Origin of the sequence: Pseudomonas sp. BN415 (assembly GCF_029871195.1) — a bacterium.
GTDB classification, from domain to species: domain Bacteria; phylum Pseudomonadota; class Gammaproteobacteria; order Pseudomonadales; family Pseudomonadaceae; genus Metapseudomonas; species Metapseudomonas resinovorans.
Map to the genome: position 1 here is coordinate 166 of NZ_SSOK01000035.1, position 16,854 is coordinate 17,019.

The 16,854-nt window shown below is 63.5% G+C and carries 13 protein-coding genes; 1 reads left to right on the plus strand and 12 read right to left on the minus strand.

Annotated elements, in window-relative coordinates:
• Positions 1-127: 127 nt before the first annotated feature.
• The 6 genes from E8F20_RS09500 to E8F20_RS09525 all read right to left on the minus strand — a co-directional run bounded on the left by E8F20_RS09500 (position 128) and on the right by E8F20_RS09525 (position 8,808).
• Complete coding sequence (locus E8F20_RS09500) at positions 128-3,187, minus strand: efflux RND transporter permease subunit (protein ID WP_280283526.1); 3,060 nt, start codon at positions 3,185-3,187, stop codon at positions 128-130.
• Entirely contained in the window at positions 3,184-4,200 is a 1,017-nt protein-coding gene (locus E8F20_RS09505; RefSeq protein ID WP_280283527.1) for an efflux RND transporter periplasmic adaptor subunit, read from the minus strand. Before E8F20_RS09505 ends, E8F20_RS09500 begins: the two co-directional genes overlap by 4 nt.
• 109 nt (positions 4,201-4,309) lie before the next feature.
• Positions 4,310-5,089, minus strand: coding sequence for an ABC transporter permease (locus E8F20_RS09510; protein WP_028629790.1), 780 nt, complete (start codon positions 5,087-5,089; stop codon positions 4,310-4,312).
• Positions 5,086-6,018 (minus strand): ABC transporter ATP-binding protein, encoded by a 933-nt coding sequence (locus E8F20_RS09515; RefSeq protein WP_280283528.1) that lies wholly within the window; start codon positions 6,016-6,018, stop codon positions 5,086-5,088. The genes E8F20_RS09510 and E8F20_RS09515 overlap by 4 nt, the downstream gene beginning before the upstream one ends.
• Before the next feature lie 114 nt (positions 6,019-6,132).
• On the minus strand, positions 6,133-6,753 hold the full coding sequence (locus tag E8F20_RS09520) for a glutathione S-transferase (RefSeq protein ID WP_280283529.1): 621 nt from the start codon (positions 6,751-6,753) through the stop codon (positions 6,133-6,135).
• A gap of 90 nt (positions 6,754-6,843) precedes the next feature.
• Positions 6,844-8,808, minus strand: coding sequence for a methyl-accepting chemotaxis protein (locus E8F20_RS09525; protein ID WP_280283530.1), 1,965 nt, complete (start codon positions 8,806-8,808; stop codon positions 6,844-6,846).
• A gap of 261 nt (positions 8,809-9,069) precedes the next feature.
• On the opposite strand from E8F20_RS09525, the gene E8F20_RS09530 reads away from it, so the two are divergent.
• A complete protein-coding gene (locus E8F20_RS09530) occupies positions 9,070-11,745 on the plus strand; it encodes a cation-transporting P-type ATPase (protein WP_280283531.1) in 2,676 nt (891 codons plus the stop codon).
• 55 nt (positions 11,746-11,800) lie between these two features.
• On the opposite strand, the gene E8F20_RS09535 is transcribed toward E8F20_RS09530, so the two are convergent.
• The 6 genes from E8F20_RS09535 to E8F20_RS09560 all read right to left on the minus strand — a co-directional run bounded on the left by E8F20_RS09535 (position 11,801) and on the right by E8F20_RS09560 (position 16,850).
• Entirely contained in the window at positions 11,801-12,409 is a 609-nt protein-coding gene (locus tag E8F20_RS09535; protein WP_280283532.1) for a flavin reductase family protein, read from the minus strand.
• 123 nt (positions 12,410-12,532) lie between these two features.
• On the minus strand, positions 12,533-13,282 hold the full coding sequence (locus E8F20_RS09540) for a tetratricopeptide repeat protein (protein WP_280283533.1): 750 nt from the start codon (positions 13,280-13,282) through the stop codon (positions 12,533-12,535).
• Between the two features lie 611 nt (positions 13,283-13,893).
• Complete coding sequence (locus E8F20_RS09545) at positions 13,894-14,427, minus strand: PaaI family thioesterase (RefSeq protein WP_280283534.1); 534 nt, start codon at positions 14,425-14,427, stop codon at positions 13,894-13,896.
• Between the two features lie 97 nt (positions 14,428-14,524).
• Entirely contained in the window at positions 14,525-15,673 is a 1,149-nt protein-coding gene (locus E8F20_RS09550; RefSeq protein ID WP_280283535.1) for an acyl-CoA dehydrogenase family protein, read from the minus strand.
• A gap of 107 nt (positions 15,674-15,780) precedes the next feature.
• The gene (gene recR, locus E8F20_RS09555) at positions 15,781-16,380 is read right to left on the minus strand and encodes a recombination mediator RecR (RefSeq protein ID WP_280283536.1); all 600 of its coding nucleotides are present in this window, start codon (positions 16,378-16,380) and stop codon (positions 15,781-15,783) included.
• Positions 16,381-16,523: 143 nt separating this feature from the next.
• Positions 16,524-16,850 carry a YbaB/EbfC family nucleoid-associated protein gene (locus E8F20_RS09560; RefSeq protein WP_009619439.1) on the minus strand — a complete coding sequence of 109 codons (327 nt, stop codon included), beginning with the start codon at positions 16,848-16,850 and terminating at the stop codon, positions 16,524-16,526.
• Positions 16,851-16,854 lie beyond the last annotated feature (4 nt).

The window sequence follows — 16,854 nt, forward strand, 5'->3', positions numbered from 1 at the left end:
GGCTGGCGCGGAAGCCTCGAAGGTCTGCACTAGAGCACTTCCTTCATCGTTGCAACAACTAACGCAGAATTAGCCAATGAATTCGCCCCTGCAAAGGGCGTCAGCCCGCCGGCACCGCAAGATGAAGTCACGCGGGCGCAGCCTCCAGCTTGTGGATCGGCTTCCAGCGGCGCAGCAGTTGATACAGGGTCGGCACCACGAACAGGGTGAAGAAGGTCCCCACCAGCAGGCCGCCGACGATCACCATGCCGATCTGCTGCCGGCTTTCCGCGCCGGCGCCCGTGGCGATGGCCAGGGGCACCGAGCCCAGCACCATGGCACCGGTGGTCATCAGGATCGGCCGCAGGCGTTTCACCGAGGCTTCCATCACCGCTTCGTGCAGGTCCACGCCCTGGCGCAGCAACTGATTGGCGAATTCGACGATGAGGATGCCGTGCTTGGTGATCAGGCCGATGAGCGTGACCATGCCCACCTGGGAGTAGATGTTCAGGGTGCCGCCGAAGAAGGTCAGCGCCAGTAGCGCACCGGCCATGGAGAGCGGAACGCTGAAGAGGATGATCATCGGGTCAATGAAGCTCTCGAACTGCGCCGCCAACACCAGGTAGATGAATACCAGGGCCAGGGCGAAGATCAGCGCCACACCGCTGCTGGAATCCTTGAAGTCACGCGAGGTGCCGGTGTAGTCGAACTGGGTGTCTGGCGGGAATACCTCACGCGCCGCCACTTCCAGGTGGTCGAGGGCCTCGCCCAAGGTGTAGCCGGAACCGACGTTGGCGGTCACGGTGACCGCGCGCAGCTGGTTGAAGTGATTGAGCTCGCGGGGCGCCACGGTTTCGCGTACGTCGATCAGGTTGGCCAGTTGCACCATGCTGTCGTTGCGGCCGCGCACGTACACGCGGTTTAGGTCGTCCGGGTTGCTGCGGTCGACGTTGGCCAGTTGCACCAGCACGTCGTACTGCTCGCCGTTCTGCTTGAAGCGCGTCACCTGGCGGCTGCCGAACAGGCTTTCCAGGCTACGGCCAATGGCCGCGGTGTCCGTGCCCACAGCCACCGCCTGCTCGCGATTGACCGTGACCTTGAGCTGCGGCGCGTTGAGCTTGAGGTCGCTGTCCAGGCTTTCCAGCCCGGGAAAGTTACGCACGCGCTCCATCAACTGATCGACGTAACCCTGTAGCTCGCTGTACTCCAGCGAAGAGCGGATCACGAAGTTCACCGGCTGGTTACGCGCACTCTGCCCCAGCGGCGGACGGTTAATGGGGAAGGCCCGCACGCCGGGAATGTCGCGCAGTTTGGGCAGGAGCTCGTCACGGATTTCGAACTGGCTGCGCTCGCGGTCATCCCAAGGCTCCAGCTTGAGGAAGGACAGGCCCTGGGCCACGGTCGGGAAGCCCACCACCACCATGTAGCGGTTGGCTTCCGGGATGGTCTGGTAGGCCTCTTCCAGCATTTTCGCGTAGCGACTGGTGTATTCGATGGTGGCGCCGTCGGGGCCGTTGATGGAGCCGACGATGGTGCCGGTGTCTTCGGTGGGAGCCAGCTCGCTGCGCAGACCGCTGAATAGCACCAGGCACAACACCAGGATCGCCGCCAACAGCAGGACAATGAGCATCCAGGCGCGCAGCACCCGCTCCAGCAGGTGACGGTAGCTGTAGGTCAGTGCGTGAAGAAAGGACTCCACCAGGTTGTAGAAGCGCCCGTGCTGCTGCGCCCCGTGGGGCTTGAGCAAGTGGCCGCACATCATCGGCGACAGGGTCAGGGCGACGAAACCGGATACCAGCACCGCGCCGGCCAAGGTCCAGGAGAACTCGGTGAAAAGCTTGCCGGAGGTGCCCTGCATGAAACCGATGGGGGCATAGACAGCCGCCAGCGTCAGTGTCATGGCGACAACCGCGAAGGCAATCTCGCGGCTGCCCTTGTAGGCAGCCTGGAGCGGCGACATGCCCTCCTCGATGTGTCGGTGGATGTTCTCCAGCACGACGATGGCATCGTCCACAACCAGGCCGATGGCGAGCACCATGGCCAGCAGCGTCAGGGTATTGATGGAGAAACCCAGCAGCACCATCAGGCTGAAGGCGCCGATCAGCGACACCGGGATGGTCACCAGGGGAATCAGGGTGGCACGCAGGGAGCGCAGGAACAGGAAGATGATCAGGATGACCAGCACCACCGCTTCCCAGATGGTGGTGTAGACGTTGTCGATGGATTCGCGGATGAACAGCGAGTTGTCGTTGGCGATGGTCATCTTCATGCCGTCGGGCAGCAAGGCTTGCAGTTCAGGCAGCGCGGCATTGAGACCGTCGGAGATCTCCAGCGGATTGGCCGTAGCCTGTTTCACCAGCCCGAGGGACACGGCAGAGCGTCCATTGAAGCGCACGATGCTGCGCTCGTCCGCAGCGCCGATCTCGGCATGACCGACGTCTGCCAGGCGCAGCAGATAACCGCGCTGGTCGTTGAGGATCAGGTCGTTGAATTCCTCGGGGGTGCGCAAGTCGGTTTCCGACAGCACGCTGAATTCGCGCTGCACCGACTCGATGCGCCCAGCCGGAATTTCGACGTTTTGCCGGCGCAGGGCATCTTCCACGTCCTGCACCGTGAGGTCGTGGGCGGCGAGCTTTTCCGGGTCCAGCCAGATGCGCATGGCGAAACGCCGGGCGCCACGGATCTGTACCTCGGAGACACCGGGAATGGTCTGCACGCGGTCGCGTATCACCCGTTCGAGCACATCGGTGATCTCCATCGCCGAATGCCGCTCGCTGTAGAAGGCGATCCAGATCACCGGCTGGGCGTCGGCCTCGACCTTTTGCACGATGGGCTCATTGATCTCGTCCGGCAGCAAGCCGCGTACCCGGCCCAGGCGGTCGCGCACATCGTTGGCAGCTTCGTCGGCGTTGGTGCCGAGACGGAACTGTGCGGTGATCTGGGTGTTTTCCGAGCGGCTGATGGAGGCCACGAAGTCCAGGCCCTCGATGCCCGACAGTACGTCCTCGATGGGCTGGGCCACCTGGGATTCCATGATCTCCGGGCTGGCGCCGGGATAGATGACGTTGACGGTGACGATGGGCACGTCGATGTTGGGATATTCCCGCACCGCCAGCCGCTGGTAAGCCAGCAACCCGAGCAGCACCAGGATCAGCGACAGGACGGTGGCAAATACCGGCCTGCGGATGCACACATCAGAGAGGGTCATACCCCACCTCGCGCTACGGTGCGGACCTCCAGCCCGGGACTGACCTTCTGCCACCCCGCAGTAATGACCTGCTCGTTGCCCTGCAGGCCCTCACGAACCTCAGCCTTGCCGCGCAGGCGCTGGCCGATCTTGATCTGCCGGCGCTCCACCTTGCCGTCGACCACGAGGTTGACGAACAACTGCTGCCCCACAGGCATCACTGCCTCTTCGGGAATCAGCAGGGCCTGCGGGCGCTCGGCGAGGATCACCGATACCTTCACGAACTGGCCGGGCTTGAGTCGATGTTCCTTGTTGGGGATCTGCGCGCGGATGGCCTGGCTGCGGCCGATTTCGTCCAGGCGCGGGTTGAGGGCGATGATCTCGCCGCGGAAACGCTCTCCCGGATAGGTGTCCAGGCTGAGCTCCACCGGCTGGCCAAGACTCACCTGGCTGACTGCCTTCTGCGGGATACGGAAGTCAACCTTCAATGGGTCCAGCACTTCCAGGTTGACCATGTCCTGCCCGGCACTGAGGTAGTCACCGACGCTGACCTGGCGAAGCCCCAGGGTGCCGTCGTAGGGGGCGCGGATCTGGGTCTTGTCGAGGCGCGCCTGGGCCAGCGCCAGGCTGGCACGCGCCGCCTGTTCCTGGGACATCGACTCGTCCTGCGCCTGGGCATTGCTGGCGCCGCGGGAGTACAGCATCTTCGCCCGTTGGTAGCTCTTTTCCGCCAGGTCGAGGTTGGCGCGGGCCTGGGCCAGCTCGGCGCGGGCGATGGCGTCGTCCAGTCTGATCAGGAGTTCGCCGCCCCTGACCGTCTCACCCTCGCGAAAATGCAGGCTGGCCACCCTGCCCTCCACTTCCGGGCGGATCATCACCGACTCGTCCGAGCGCAGCGAACCGAAGGTCACCAGCTCGTCGCGCACCAGCGCCCGCTGAGGCTCGGCCACTTCCACCAGCGGCGCCTCTTGGGCCACGACGGAAAACGAGGCAAGCGCCCCGAACAACAGCCAAACACTGCGGCGGACCATCATTAGGAGCCCCTGGGACGATTCGGAAGGAAAGAGGTCTGCCGACTGTATCGGCAGACCTCGATCAGCGGCATCCAGAAGATAATGCCACTCTGTGTCGCTTTGTTTCGCCTTATTGGCGCATGCCGCGACCGCTGACCAGCAGGCGGATGCAGGCGACGTAAAGAATGACCATGGTCAGCAGCATCAGGGCGATGGCGACGCCGATGTTGATGTCGGAAACACCCAGGATGCCGTAACGGAAGGCGTTGACCATGTGCAGGATCGGGTTGCCCAGGGACACCGTCTGCCAGAACGGCGGCAGCTGGTGGATCGAGTAGAACACGCCGCCCAGGTAGGTCAGCGGAGTCAGCACGAAGGTTGGAATGATCGAGATATCGTCGAAGTTGCGCGCATAGACCGCGTTGATGAACCCACCCAGGGAAAAGATGGTGGCAGTCAGCAGCACCACCAGCGCCGTCACCCCGATGTGGTGCACCTGGAGCTTGGTGAAGAACAACGACAGGAAGGTCACGATCACCCCCACCGCCAGCCCGCGCAGTACGCCACCGATGGTGTAGCCGAGGAGGATGGTGTGCGCCGACACCGGCGATACCAGCAACTCCTCCACCGAACGCTGGAACTTGCTGCCGAAGAAGCTCGACACCACGTTGCTGTAGGAGTTGGTAATGACCGACATCATGATCAGGCCAGGGACGATGTAGTCCATGTAGCTGAAGCCGCCCATGTCGCCAATCTGTCGACCGATCAGGTTGCCGAAGATGACGAAGTACAAGGCCATGGTGATGGCCGGGGGTAGCAGTGTCTGCGGCCAGATCCGCATGAAACGGCGGATTTCGCGATAGACGATGGTATTGAGGGCGACCAGGTTTGCGGAGAGTTCCGAACTCATACGGCCACCTTCGCCAGGTTTTTCTCCACCAGGGACACGAACAGCTCCTCGAGGCGATTGGACTTGTTGCGCATGCTCAGCACGTCGATGTTCAAGGCGGCCAACTGACGGAACAGCTCGGTCAGGCCCTGGCTCTTCTCCACCTGCACTTCCAGGGTGTGGTCGTCCACCAGTTCGGCGGGATAGCCATTGAGCTGGGGCAGCACTTCCAGGGGCTCCTTGAGGTCCAGCAGGAAGGTTTCCTTGTGCAGTTTTTTCAGGAGCTCCTTCATGCTGGTGTTCTCGACGATGCGGCCGTGGTCGATGATGCCGATGTTGCGGCAGAGCTGCTCGGCCTCTTCCAGGTAGTGCGTCGTCAGGATGATGGTGATGCCCTGCTCGTTCAGCTCGGTGAGGAAGCTCCACATGGAGCGGCGCAGCTCGATGTCCACGCCCGCAGTGGGTTCGTCGAGGATCAAGAGGCGCGGCTGGTGGATCAGCGCCCGGGCGATCATCAGGCGGCGCTTCATGCCGCCGGAGAGCTCGCGGGAGGCCGAATTGCGCTTCTCCCACAGACCGAGCTGGTTCAGGTACTGCTCGGCGCGCTCCTTGGCGATCTTCGCAGGAATGCCGTAGTAGCCCGCCTGGGTCACGACGATGTCGAAGACCTTCTCGAACTGGTTGAAGTTGAACTCCTGCGGCACGACGCCCAGGCAGCGCTTGAGCGCGTAGGGCGACTTGTCCAGGTCATTGCCAAAGACACTGACGGTGCCGCTGGTCTTGTTCACCAGGGTGGACAGGATGCCGATTGTGGTGGACTTGCCTGCGCCGTTGGGGCCGAGCAAGGCGAAGAAATCACCTTCGGCCACTTCCAGATCGATGCCTTTGAGGGCCTGGAAGCCATTGCCGTAGGTCTTGGTCAACTGCCGGATGGACAGGGCGGAACTCATGATGGATTCGTCTGCTTCTAAGGAAAGGGGCTAGATAAGGCCGAATGCCAGCTAATTCAACCGGGGATCGCTGCCACTCAGCCTAGGTTCCAATGGCTCTATCGGCGAGCCGGATCAGGTCAGCGCCGTCATCACCGCTTTCTTGTAAGCCGGCCGGACCTTCAGGCGCGCGTACCAGGCTTCGAGGTTGGGCTGCTCGGGACGCAGGATCGGCATCTCGAACCAAGCGTAGGCGAAGCAGCCGAGCGGGATGTCGCCCATCGCCAGGGTTTCGCCCGACAAGTAGGGGCGCTCGGCCAGGGCACGATCGGGAATGGCCAGCAGCTCACCGCAGCGGGTCAGCGCGCTATCGATCAGCGCCTGGTTGCGCTCGGCCGGCGGTGTGCGCAGGGTGCCCCAGAACAGGTCGCGAAACGGTGTGGCGAAGCTGGAGGTGGCCCAGTCCATCCACTTGTCACCCTCGGCACGCGCCACCGGCGACTCGGGATAGAGGCTACCCGCGGCATAGCGAGCGGCCAGGTAGCGGACAATGGCGTTGGACTCCCAGAGCACCAGGTCGCCGTCCTCGATCATCGGCACCAGGCCATTGGGATTAAGCGCGCGGTAGGTCGGCTCGTTGACCAGGCCAAAGGCGCCGCCGGCGTCGCGCTGCTCGTAGGCGACTCCGGCTTCTTCAGCACACCAGAGCGCCTTGCGCACGTTGGTGGAATTGATTCGTCCCCAGATCTTCAGCATTGCGACACTCCAGGCCGGTTGGACAGGGGCACCATTCTAGGGCCCCGGTCCGCACGACGGAATGCCGAATCCTCCAGACTTGCTGCGGACTCAGAGCCGGAATTGCCCCGCCATGCCCTGCAACTCCTGCCCGAGCCGCGCGAGCTGGACGCTGGAGGTTGCCGTTTCGTCCATGGCCATGGCGGACTGGTCGGCAATATCCCGGATGCTGGTGACGCTGCGATTGATCTCCTCGGCTACCGCGCTCTGCTGCTCGGCCGCCGCGGCGATCTGCTGATTCATCTGGTGGATCAGGGTCACGGCGTCGGCAATGCCGGCCAGTGCTTCCTCGGTCAGGTTGGCATCCTGCACGGTCAGCCCGACCAGGCTCTCGCTCTGCTGCATGTGCTCCACCGAACTGCGCACGCCATCGCGCAGGGTGGCGATCAGCCGTTCGATCTCGGCAGTGGACTGCTGGGTCCGCCGCGCCAGCGCCCGCACTTCGTCCGCGACCACGGCGAAGCCACGTCCCTGCTCACCGGCACGGGCCGCTTCGATGGCAGCATTGAGCGCCAGCAGGTTGGTCTGCTCGGCGACGCTCTTGATCACGTCGAGCACGGTACCGATGCTTTGCGTGTCCTGGCTGAGGCGCTGGATGCTGGAAGTGGCTTCCTCCATCGCGTGGGCCAGTTGATTGACCCGCTCCAGGGTCTGGCGCACCACCTGGCTGCCGGTGCTGACACGGTTGTCCGCGGCCTCGGTGGAACTGGCGGCGGCCTCGGCATTGCGCGCCACTTCCTGCACGGTGGCGGCCATCTGACTCATGGCGGTGGCGACCTGGTCGGTTTCTTCCTTCTGGCCGTTCACGCCTACGCGGGTCTGCTCGGTCACGCTGGACAGCGCCTGGGCCGAAGAGGAAATCTGCGCCACACCGCCCTGCAAGCGGCCGACCATGTCCCGCAGATTGCCGGACATGCCCTGCATGGCTTCCATCAACTGACCGATCTCGTCGCGGCGCTGCACCTCAATACTGGCACTGAGATCACCCTCGGCGATCTGCCGAGCCAGGCTGATGACCCGGCGCAGCGGCCGGACGATCAACAGGCTGATCAGTGCAGTAGCCGCCAGGCCGATCACCAAGGCCAGGGCCGCTGCCAGCAGGATCAGCAGCGAGCTGGAATCCTGCTGAGCGCGCATGTCGGCTTTTTGCAGTTCGTAGGCGCGCTCCACGGCCTGCACCACCCGGTCAGCCTGGGTCGCCAGATGCATGTACTCCTGGCGCTGCTGCTCCAGGGTCGCGGTGTAATCCTTCAAGCGTTCATTGAAAGAGTCGACGTTGCCGATCACTTCAGTGAGCACAGCGGCGTAGCCGGGGTCTTGCATGGCGTCGCGCAACTCGGCGGCGAGCTTCTGGGCGTCCAGGGCTTCCTGGATCTGCGGGGCACCGGCCTCATCTGTGCCCCGGCTCTGCTCCAGGCGCAGGCGGGCCTGGTTAAGCGCCTGCAGGAGCAGTTGATAAACGCGGCTGATCTGCCCGCCCTGGGTCACCAGCTCCGCGCCTTCGGCCCCCTGCGAACTCTTCAGCAGGTCAACGCCATCCTCGTTCAGACCACTTTGCAGCACGTCGAGGCTGTTTGACGCGCTGACCACCAGCCAGTTGGCAGCCTCCAGCGCCAGGCGCTGGCTGTCGGTGAGCTCTACGTAACGGTCAAAAGCCGCTCGGTACTCCGCCATGGCCTGGGTGACTTCATCCAGGGCCTCGCGCCCCGGACCAGACAATCGCGCGGCCAGTGCCTCGCTGCGGGTGACGATGTCTTTGGCCTGCTGACGCAGCGCCTCGGCATGCTTGGTGTCAGAGGTAAGGGCATAGTCCTTTTCCGTGCGCCGGATCATCAGCACATCACCACTGATGGCACGCATCTCCTCAAGAAGACGAGCCCGGCCGTCCACCGCGCGCAGAGCACTGAAGCCGGTGGCCGCTACCACCAGGGTGAGTGCCAGTACGATGCCGAACCCCAGTATCAGCTTGTTGGCAGTGCTCAGGCTCGCCAGCCTGCGTTGCAAGACAGTCCACATGCTCCAACCTCCCCACAAGGCGACAACTGCATGGACGCGATCTGCTATCCGCTTCCCTGAAAGGCCGAACATAGGAGCTGCAGAATGCTGGCGACAAGCCACAATCCTGTCAGCTCGGAGGCCATGCTGTTTTTGACTAACTGGAGGTCGCTTTTGGATAGCTTTCTATGTTTCCCACAAAGGCATAGGAACTGACCCACGCCAATAAAGGAAAGCGCCCGGGGAACTAGGCTTGACTCACGACTCGCCAAGGAGGACGTCATGACCGCTCCAACTTCCACCCACTGGCATGCTCAGTCTGTCGATGACAGCCTGCGACAACTGGACAGCGGGCCAACCGGGCTCGACACGGACGAAGCCGAGCGCCGCCTGGCCAGCGTTGGCCCCAATCGCCTGCCCGAACGCGCCAGCGCCGGTCCTTTGAAGCGCTTTCTGCTGCAGTTCCACAACCTGCTCATCTATGTGCTGCTGGCCTCCACCCTGGTCACTCTGGCCCTGGGCGAATGGCTGGATAGCGCGGTGATCTTCGGGGTGGTCATGATCAACGCCGTGGTCGGCTTCATCCAGGAGGGCAAGGCCGAATCAGCGATGCGCGCCATCCAGAAGCTGCTAACCCTGGACAGCCGGGTGAAGCGCAGCGGCGAAGTGCGCCAGGTGCCGGCGGAGGACCTGGTGCCGGGCGACCTGGTGCTGCTGGAAGCCGGAGACCGCGTTCCGGCGGACCTGCGCCTGCTGGAAACACGCGACCTGCGGATCGAGGAAGCGGCATTGACCGGGGAATCCCTCCCCACCGACAAGACCAGCCGTCCGGTCACCCGCGATGCCAGCCTGGGCGACCGCCACAGCATGGCCTACTCCGGCACCCTGGTCAGTGCCGGCAGCGGCGTTGGCCTGGTGGTCGCCACCGCCGGCGAAACCGAACTGGGGCGCATCAGTCACCTGCTGGGCTCGGTGGAGCAGCTGCAGACACCGCTGCTGGCAGACATGGCGCGCTTCGCCCGCCAACTTACCCTGATCATCCTGGTGCTGGCGGTGGCCACCTTCGCCTTTGGCATCCTGCTGCGCGGCTACAGTGCCGACGACATGCTGATGGCCGCCGTCGGCCTGGCCGTGGCGGCCATTCCTGAAGGCCTGCCGGCTGTGCTGACCATCATCCTGGCCTTGGGCGTCCAGCGCATGGCCCACCGCCAATCGATCATCCGCCGGCTGCCGGCAGTGGAGAGCCTGGGCGCGGTGACCGTGGTCTGCTCCGACAAGACCGGCACCCTGACCCGCAATGAGATGACCGTGCAACGCGTCTACACTGCGGCCCGTCGCTACGAAATTTCTGGTGTGGGGTACGCCCCCGAAGGTGACGTCAGCCCCACCATCGACCTCGCCCACGACCTGCACGAGCTGGCCCGCGCCGGCCTGCTGGCCAACAGTGCCAGCCTTTGCGAGGTGGACAGCCAGTGGTGCATCACGGGCGACCCTACCGAAGCGGCGCTGCTCACCCTGGCCGGCAAGCTGCAACTGGACTCGGACGACGAAGCCAGCCGCCACCCCCGAGTCGACGCCCTCCCCTTCAGCTCCGAGCGCCGCTACCTGGCCAGCCTGCATCGCGACGAGCACGGCCGGGGCGTCATCTACCTGATTGGTGCACCGGAGCGATTGCTGGAAGTCTGCGACCAGCAATGGCGTGACGGCAGCGCCGAGCCCCTGGACCCACGCATCTGGGACGACGTGCTGGGAGAAGGCGCAGCCGCCGGCTTGCGCATGATCGGCCTGGCCCGCCGCGGCGCCGGCAGCGGCCAGCACGAGCTGAACCATGCCGACCTGGACAGTGGCTTCGTGCTGCTGGGTCTGGTGGGCATGATGGACCCGCCCCGGGAGGAAGCCATCCTCGCCATCGAGGAATGCCACAACGCCGGTATCCACGTGAAAATGATCACTGGCGATCACGCCGCCACCGCCGCCGCCATTGCCGAGCGCCTGGGTCTGCCGGCCGGCAATCCACTGACTGGCGCTGACCTGGATGAGCTGAGCGATTCCGAGCTGGATGCCTTGCTCAAGGAAACCAGCGTTTTCGCGCGCACCAGCCCAAGCCACAAACTGCGCCTGGTAGAGCGTCTGCAGGCCATTGGCGAACGGGTGGCCATGACCGGCGATGGGGTCAACGACTCCCCTGCCCTCAAGCGTGCCGACATCGGCATCGCCATGGGCATCAAGGGCACCGAGGCGGCCAAGGAAGCGGCGCAGATGGTCCTGGCCGACGACAATTTCGCCACCATCGCCCACGCGGTAGAAGAAGGTCGCACGGTCTACGACAACCTGAAAAAGTCGATCCTCTTCATCCTGCCCACCAACGGCGCCCAGGCCATCGTCCTGCTGACGGCCATCCTGCTGGGCCTGACGCTGCCCATCACGCCACTGCAGATCCTCTGGGTGAACATGATCACCGCCGTTACCCTGGCCTTGGCGTTGGCCTTCGAGCCGGCCGAGGACGATGTCATGAAGCGACCGCCACGAGACCCGAAAGCACCACTGCTATCGGGCGAACTGCTCTGGCTGATCCTGCTGGTATCGGTACTGCTGACCGTGGCCAGCCTCGGACTGTTCATCTACACCCAGCAGATCGGCTGGAGCATGGAGGCCAGCCGAACCCTGGCGGTCAACGCCCTGGTTTTCGGCGAGATCGGCTACCTGTTCAGCAGCCGCCGGCTGAATGGCCCGGCGCGTTTCAGCTTCAGGGACAACCCAATGGTCTGGGGCATGGTCGGCCTGATGGTGTTGCTGCAACTGGGCTTCACCTACGTTCCGGCGGTGCAGACGCTGTTCGGTACCAGCGGGCTGAACCTGATGGGCTGGAGCTGGTGCCTGGGAACGGCGGCGGCCACCTGCGCGGTAGTGGAGGTCGACAAGGTCGTTCGGCGCACGATCCGGCGTGAGCGCCGCTAGCGCCCGAACAAGCGCGCCGCCTACCCGCGTCGGACGCCGATGAGCGGCGCTGGGTTCAGCTCGGCCGCACCATGTTGAAGGTGTCGCGGGTGCGGGTGTAGGCACTTCCGCCCAGGCGCCCCACAAGATCCAGGCGATGCGGGTCCACCCGACCAGCCTCGGTCAACACCGCATCATCGACATGCGCCAGCAGCACTTCGGCGAACACCAGATGACAGTTGGGGTTGGCACGTGGATAAGGCTGAACCTCCGCCACTTGGCACTCGAACGCCACCGGCGCGCCCTGCACCCGCGGCGCCTGCACACGCAGCGACGCCTCGGTGGCAATGCCGCACTTCTCGAACTCACTCACGCCATGGGGCAGCAAGGCCGCACTGGCGTTCATGGCTTCCGCCTGCTCGAAGGACACCAACTGGATCACCAGCTCGCCGGTGTCCTGCACGTTACGCAGGGTGTCCTTCAACTGCCCATCGTCACGTGTGTTGATGTTCACCAGCAAGGTCGGCGGGTTGTCGCTGATGACCTGGAAAAAGCTGAACGGCGCCAGGTTACTGACCCCGTCCTTCGACAGGGTGGAAACCCAGGCGATAGGGCGCGGCGTAACAGTGGAAGCAAGCCAGCGGTAGGCGTCCAGCGGGGCCAGTTGGGTGAAGTCGAGCTGCATGAAAAGGCTCCAGCAGGGAGAAAGCGGCGATTATGCCTTGCCGCTCGACGCTGCAACACAGGCACCTTGGTCGAAGACCGGGAGCTCTATGCGCAGGAACCTGGGCGCCGTCAAACCCTGGCCTCAGCCACGCACCAGATAGGCACCCTGCGGAACCTGATTCTGCAGCTTCTTGCATTTACCAGGTGCGGGCTGTTGCCCCACTGGGCGATCAGGGAACCAAATCCGACATTTGCCACGCGGTGGCATCTGACCACGCGGGATACGCACCTCGTCATACACCGGCTGTGAATCGAACGAAGCGGCCTGGAGGCCACCGGCATAACGGGATTCCCAGTCACCCGCCTGCGACTCGGTTACGAAGCCTTCCTGCTCCGCTGTGGCCAGACCACCGGCTGCAATACCCGCCTCACCTGGCCTTGCGCGCTGCTGATACAGGCCCACTCGGACTTCAGCCTGTTCATCCACCGCGACCTCCGCTTCCGAACCACTCGCCACGCCCGGCCCCATGCTCTGCCGGGCCGCCTGGATCAACTGGAAATTGCGATTGCGCAACTCGGTATTGGTGCGAGCGCGCGCAGTGGATTTCTTGGCCAAGGCGATGGCCTGCTCATACTGCCCCTGCTGCAACCGCACCTGCCCCAGATAATGCAAGGTCGCGGGATTGTTCGGCTCGATGCGCAAAGCACGCTCCAGCGTGTCGCCAGCCTGCTCCACCTCGCCAAACTCCAGTTGCAGCGACGCCGCCTCCAACAGTGCAGCTGACGCACTGTTATTGCCCTGGCCCGCCCACGGATCAGCGGAGTAAACCGGCAGCGAAGAAACCGCGTAAAGGGCGAACGTCAGGATCGACATAAAACGCTTGGCGTACATCGCGGGCAATCTCACCTGGGCTCGGGGTATGGCAGGTTACAGGCCTTGCCTGCGCCGGCTATCCGCTCCGCCCCGGCGTTACCTGCGTGCGCTAGAGACGGAAATCACGGCATTCTCCGACCTGCGCCAGTGCCCTGAAGTTCCCACCAAGCAACCGCCACAGCCGTGCATCCAGCCGACGCCTGCGACCAGGGGAAACAACATTGGAAGCGCCAACAGGACGACCCGACTGCGAAGCGCCCCCGAGAGGTGGTCGGGACGGGTAATCCCGCTTACTGATAAACCACGCGCCCCTCAATGCCGCCCAGCGCCGCAACACAGCCGTCATTACCGATGAATCAGCCGCAAGGTCAGCTCCAGCCCACCCTGCGCTGTCCCGCCGCTTCTCCGTGGCGCCGATGATGGACTGAAGCGATTGGGCCCTACAGGCCTCGCAGAGTGCGGCCTCCTGTCAACTCCCCCTGCTTACAAGCACTGTTTTTAGCGCTCTCCACCAATTTACCCACTTCCCTGACTGTCGACCCGCTCAGCCCCCAAACTCTGCGGAAGAACTCTTTTTTCTGGGCCAGCCCCCTCCCTGGCCCAGCCCCCACAGACCGCCAATTAGCGAATCACTTCCCGCCGAGGATCAGGCAGGTGGTGGAGCCTGTCGCATAGAGCTTGCCATCCACATCGTAGATGCGCCCCTCGGCCAGGGCAGTGGAACGCCCCACATGGATGATCCGACCCTCGGCGCGTACCGGCCCGGTTTTGGTGGTCAGGGCACGGATGTAGCTGATGCGCAGGTCAGTGGTCGTGTAGCCCTGCCCCTTCTCCAGATTGGCGTGAATGGCACAGCCCATCGCTGAATCCAGCAGCGTCGCCGCGTAGCCACCGTGCACCGAACCGATGGGGTTGTAATGCTGCATCTGCGGCACGCCCTGGAAGATGAAGCAATCCCTTGACCATTCGATGGGCACAAAATCCATCAGCTCACCGATGGGAGGCGCCGGCAACTCGCCTTGACCGATGCCGTCGAAGAACTCCAGGGGGCTCAGCGTCGCCACATCCGCGATGCTCATGGTGCCGGGCTTGAGGCGGGCACGAATCTCGGCTTCGGCCACCAGCCAGGCTTGCAGTTTCTCTTCGCGGGTCAGATCACTCATCGGGCTACTCCTGGGTCACTCGAAATTATTGAATGTCGATCGCAATATATATGATCCAATGAAAACCGGAACACCCATTCGGAAGTTCCGGTCCGGTTCAGAGATTCATCTGCTTGGCGATGATCTCATTCATGATTTCCCGCGTACCGCCACCGATGGAGAGAATGCGGTTGTCGCGATACAGCCGCTCCACCAGGCTTTCGCGCATGTAACCCATGCCCCCGAGAATCTGCACGGCGTCATAGGTAAGGCGGTCTGCGATATCGGTGGCAAAGTTCTTCGCCATGGAGATTTCCTTGATCACGCTCTTGCCCACCGCCATCTTCGCGGCTTGGCGGTAGGTGAACTCACGGGATACTTCCAACTGGGTCGCCATCTCCGCCAGACGATGCTTGAGCACCTGGAACTTGCCGATCGGTTTGCCGAAAGCCTCACGCTCGCAGCCCCATTTGAGGGATTCCTCCAGTGCAAGCTGGGCCGTCATGTTGGCCATGATCGCCAGCGCCAGGCGCTCGCTCTGGAAGTTGGCCATGATGCAGGCGAAGCCCATGTTCTCCATGCCGATCAGGTTCTCCACTGGCACCATGCAATCGTCAAAGAACAGTTCGGCAGTGTCCGAGGCCCACCAGCCCATCTTCTTCAACTTGCGGCCAACGGTGAATCCGGGCGTGCCCTTCTCCACCAGCAGCAGGCTGACCCCGCCGAAGCCTTCGCCACCGGTGCGCACCGCGACCGTGTAGTAGTCGGCACGCACACCGCTTGTAATGAATGTCTTGCTGCCAGAGACCCGGTAGAAATCGCCATCCCGCACAGCACGGGTCTTGAGATTGGCCACATCCGATCCACCCGAAGGCTCCGTCACCGCCAGCGCCATGATCTTCTCGCCCGCCAACACCTGGGGCACAACGCGCTCACGCAGCTCGGTGCGCCCCCACTTGATCACCGGAGGCAGGCCGATATCCAGGGAACCCAATCCAGCCACCAGCCCTCCAGAACCACAGCGCATCAACTCTTCACTGGCTGCCACTTTGGCGAACACGTCACCTTCGTGGCTGCCACCGAACTGCTCCGGGTAGCCGATGCCGAGGATTCCGGCTGCACCGGCCTTGAGGTAAAGCTCGCGGGGAAACTCCTCGGCCTCTTCCCATTCGGCGATGTGGGGCAGGATTTCCCGCTCGACGAAGCGACGCACAGAGTCTCGAACCAGTTGATGGGACTCGTCGAAATATTCCTGATAGGCAGACATGGCAAGACTCCCCGGTAAGATCGGTCGAACTTACCGAGCGCTTGCTTGGTTAGCAAGATGAGAGTTGCGCCATCGATCCGGCCGTATCGGCCTCGACGCCTCGCGGATCAGAGCCCGATCGGACGACGCCCGGCCAACGCATGGGCCAGGGTGCCGCCGTCCACCAGTTCCAGCTCGCCCCCCAGCGGCACGCCATGGGCGATGCGGGAAACGGTGATGGACTTGGGCGACAACAATTGGGCGATGTAGTGGGCGGTGGCCTCCCCCTCCACGGTGGGGTTGGTCGCCAGGATCACCTCAGCGAACTGGCCTGCCTCGATGCGCGCAATCAGCTCCGGGATGCCGATCGCTTCCGGGCCGAGGCCATCCAGGGGCGACAGGTGCCCCTTGAGCACGAAGAAGCGGCCGCGATAGCCGGTCTGCTCCACCGCGAATACATCCAACGGCCCCTCAACCACGCAGAGCAGAGAATCATCGCGACGCGGATCGACGCACTGTGGACAGAGTTCATCCTCGCTCAGGGTGCGGCACTGCTTGCAATGGCCGACCCCTTCCATCGCCGCCGTCAGCGCCTGCGCCAGGCGCAGCCCGCCACTGCGGTCGCGCTCCAGCATCTGCAACGCCATGCGTTGCGCCGTCTTCTGGCCCACACCGGGCAGGATGCGCAAGGCGTCGATCAGTTGGCGGATCAGCGGGCTGAAGCTCATGGGAGTCTCGGGATGGATGGAAGTGAAATGTAGAGTGGGCTTCAGCCCACCAATCCCGGCGCTGGGCTGAAGCCCACCCTACGCGAAGCCGGGTGCGACCAGCGTAGCCACCGCATCAGAGCAGTGGCTCGCCACATGGCCACTCAGAAGGGCATTTTGAAGCCGGGGGGCAGCTGCATGCCAGCAGTCATGCCTGCCATTTTTTCCTGGTTGTTCTGCTCGATCTTGCGGACCGCATCGTTCACTGCAGCGGCGATCAGGTCTTCGAGGATTTCCTTGTCCTCCTGCATCAGGCTGTCGTCCAGGGAGACGCGCTTGACGTCGTGGCGACCCGTCATCACCACGCTCACCAGGCCAGCACCGGACTGGCCGGTGACTTCAGCATTGGCCAGTTCTTCCTGCATCTTCTGCATTTTTTCCTGCATTTGCTGGGCCTGCTTCATCAGGCCTGCCATGCCACCTTTCATCATGGTG